Genomic DNA, 2,696 nt, shown 5'->3' with positions numbered 1-2,696 from the left:
ACAGCAAGACTTCGATGATCTTGGCTTCGAGCATCACCTGGCGCTCGATCGACAGCTGGATCGCGCTGAGGTACTTCTCGACCTGGATCAGCTCCGCCGGCGTCGCCTTGACGACGATCACGCCGGCGGCGGGGTTCAGCACCACGCCGCGGCCGTTGGTGTTGCCGATCAGTGCGTTCAGCGAGGCCTGCACCTCGAGCCAGAAGTCGGCGTCGCTGGTCGTGCGGACCTGCGCGCTGTCGGTCATCGAGCGGTTGCTCTGGCCCGGCGTCGGCGTCGATGGCGTGCTGTTGCTGCTGCCACTACCGCCGCCGCTGCCGTTGTTCTGGTTGCTGCCCGCGGTGGACATTGCGGCCGAGCCGGTGCTGACCCGCAGGTCCGAGCCGCCCTGGCGACGGCCGGGCAGGTAGTTGACCTTGAACAGGCGCGACTGCACCGTGTTCGGCAGCACCAGCACGCGGGTGCCGTTGACCTTGAAGTCGTAGCCGTAGAGGTCGCGCAGCGATTCGAGCGCTTCGATCACGGTCACGTTCTTCAGCGTGACCGAGACGTTGCCCGAGACCTCAGGCGTGACCAGCATGCTGTAGGGCGTGCCGGTACCGATCTGCATGAAGACCTGGGCGGCCGGCGCGTTGTTGACCGACAGGTCGAAGCGGCCGGGGTCGGCGGCGTGAGCGCCGGCGGCCATGGCCAGGCCAGCAGCCAGCGCGATGACGCGACGGCGAATGGGAGCAAGGGTGAAGTTCATGGGCGTTGTCCTTCGCGTCCGCCGCGACCAAGGGAGCCGGCAGTTACTGCAGAACCGGTCGCTACAGCGGCCGCCAGTGGCCGCGAATCTTTGGAGGCCGCCGCCATCGGCGTCGGTGTGCTGCCGTCGCGCTTGGCGATCAAGGCAGAAATCAAGAGCATTCGCTCCGTGCGGCCTTTGGCGTCGCGCAGCGTCAGGCCATCGGCATCGATCGTGACGATGCGCGAAGCACCCAGCGCGTCGCCGGCTTGAACCACGCGGCCGTCGACCAGCGCGGTCGACTGGCCATTGGCGCCGACCTGCAGCGACTGCAGTTGCGGCACGGCAGGGGCCGCGGCCGACGCAGCGTTCGCGGCGCGGGCCGCGCGCGGTGCCGAGGCGCCACCTTCGGCAGCCAGGACGCCCGCCGGGCGGGTGGGGTCGGCCCAGGCGGAGGCGGCGGGTTGGGCAAAAGCGGCCGTGAAGGCGCCGAGCAGCAGGCCGACCACGAAGCAGCGCAGGGCGGTGAGTGAAATCATCGTCACAGCTCCAGCCAGGCCCGGTCAAGGCTCAGCGTGTAGACCGTCAGGCTCAGCTGCACGGTGGGGTGCTTCTCGACCTTCAGCTTGACGCCGCCCCAGAGCAGGCGCGGGCCGGGCAAGGTTTCGAGCGAAGCCAGGTAACCCATCAGGTCGCCGTACGCGCCCTCGACGGTGATCTCGACGCCGTGGCGGTACAGCGGCGCGCCATCGCTGGGCGGCAACACGACCGACGCAGGCGCGGGGGCCGCAGGTGCAGCGCCGGGCTGTGCTGCCAGTGCGCTGGCCAGGGCCGGCACGGCCGATGCGACGACGCCAGGCAGCATCAACGGGTTGGCGGCAGTGGCGGGCGCAGCCGTCGGGGCAGGCAAGGGCAGGCGCGCGTCTTGCGGCGACAACGTCTTCAGGCCGACGATCTTGATCCCGCCGTGCTTGGGCAGCATTTGCTCGAGCAGCGCGACCATGCGGTCCGGGCCGATGAGTCCGGCTTGCGTGTCGGCCAGGCCCTGCGCGCCTTGCGAGGTGCGCTGGCGCCATTGGGCGATGTCGGCGTCCAGCTCGCGGCGCTGGGCATCGCCCTGCACGCGGCGGCGCTCGGATTCTTCGCTCAGGTTCTGTTGGTCGACGCGGGCCACGGCCAGCGCAGACGAAGCGGCGCTGAAGTGGCGGAACGCCGGCGTCAGCCAGAAGCGGTCACCCGCCAGCAGCAGCACGGCGGCGACGGCCAGCATCATCATCACGCGCTCGCGCTGGGGGCGGGCGTCGAAACGGCGGGCTTGGGCCAGCACGCGCTGGCGCAGGTCGAAGAGGCGGTCTTGCCAGTCCATCATTTCGCTCCCGCGGTGGCGTCGGCGCCGATGCCGGCGAGCGTGAACTCGGTCAGGCCTTCGCCTTGCGCCATCTGCAGGCGGGCGAACTGGCGGCCCTTGAAGCTGCCTTCCTGGTTCAGGCGCTGCAGGTAGGTGGRCAGGGCGGCGGCGTCGGTCATGCGGCCTTGCAGTTCGATCGCGCCGCCGTTGGGGGCTACGCTGAAGCCAGTGATCCAGACGGACGGCTGGCTCTGGCGCGACAGCGCCATGAAGTAGGGCGTGTAGCCACTTGAGCCACGCTTCATGTGTTCGTCGATCTGCGCACGCAGGCGGCGCTGGTCGGCTTCGAGGTTCTGCAGGCGGCTGCGTTCGGCGGCCAGGCGCTGGATCGCGTCGGCACCACCGGGGTCGCGGGCTTCGAGTTGGGCGCGCTGCTGCGGCAGGGCTTGCGCCAGCGCGTCGGCCTGTTGTTGGCGGTAGTTGGCCCAGGCGTTCAAGCCGTAAGCCAGCGCCCAGGCACCGACCAGCGAGCCGGCCACGGCCAGCACGCCTTGGCTTGCGCGCCAGGGTTGCGGGCGCGGGCGCTGGCTCGGCGGGTCCAGGTTCAGGTCGGCCTGGCGG

Annotated in this window: 4 protein-coding genes; all 4 read right to left on the bottom strand. The window is 70.2% G+C overall.

The annotated features are described in order from the left end of the window. A partial coding sequence (locus AC1DYI_RS31985; protein WP_477208143.1) for a secretin N-terminal domain-containing protein occupies positions 1 to 748 on the bottom strand: 748 nt, incomplete at its 3' end. Continuing rightward, the gene (locus AC1DYI_RS31980) at positions 745 to 1,266 is read right to left on the bottom strand and encodes a hypothetical protein (RefSeq protein ID WP_477208142.1); all 522 of its coding nucleotides are present in this window, start codon (positions 1,264 to 1,266) and stop codon (positions 745 to 747) included. The genes AC1DYI_RS31980 and AC1DYI_RS31985, both read right to left, overlap by 4 nt. Before the next feature lie 2 nt (positions 1,267 to 1,268). After that, positions 1,269 to 2,093 (bottom strand): hypothetical protein, encoded by an 825-nt coding sequence (locus AC1DYI_RS31975; RefSeq protein ID WP_477208141.1) that lies wholly within the window; start codon positions 2,091 to 2,093, stop codon positions 1,269 to 1,271. Continuing rightward, positions 2,093 to 2,696: PilN domain-containing protein (locus AC1DYI_RS31970; RefSeq protein WP_477208140.1), on the bottom strand; the 604-nt coding region annotated here is incomplete at its 5' end. The genes AC1DYI_RS31970 and AC1DYI_RS31975, both read right to left, overlap by 1 nt.

It is taken from the genome of Ideonella sp. P3_A4 (genome assembly GCF_056403075.1).
The sequence above is the reverse complement of the archived record's forward strand: the minus strand, read 5'-3'. Positions and strand labels throughout refer to the sequence as shown.

Coding starts and splice junctions, on each gene's coding strand:
- AC1DYI_RS31980 (WP_477208142.1), bottom strand. CDS start 1,266: ATGATTTCACTCACCGCCCTGCGCTGCTTCGTGGTCGGCCTGCTGCTC.
- AC1DYI_RS31975 (WP_477208141.1), bottom strand. CDS start 2,093: ATGGACTGGCAAGACCGCCTCTTCGACCTGCGCCAGCGCGTGCTGGCC.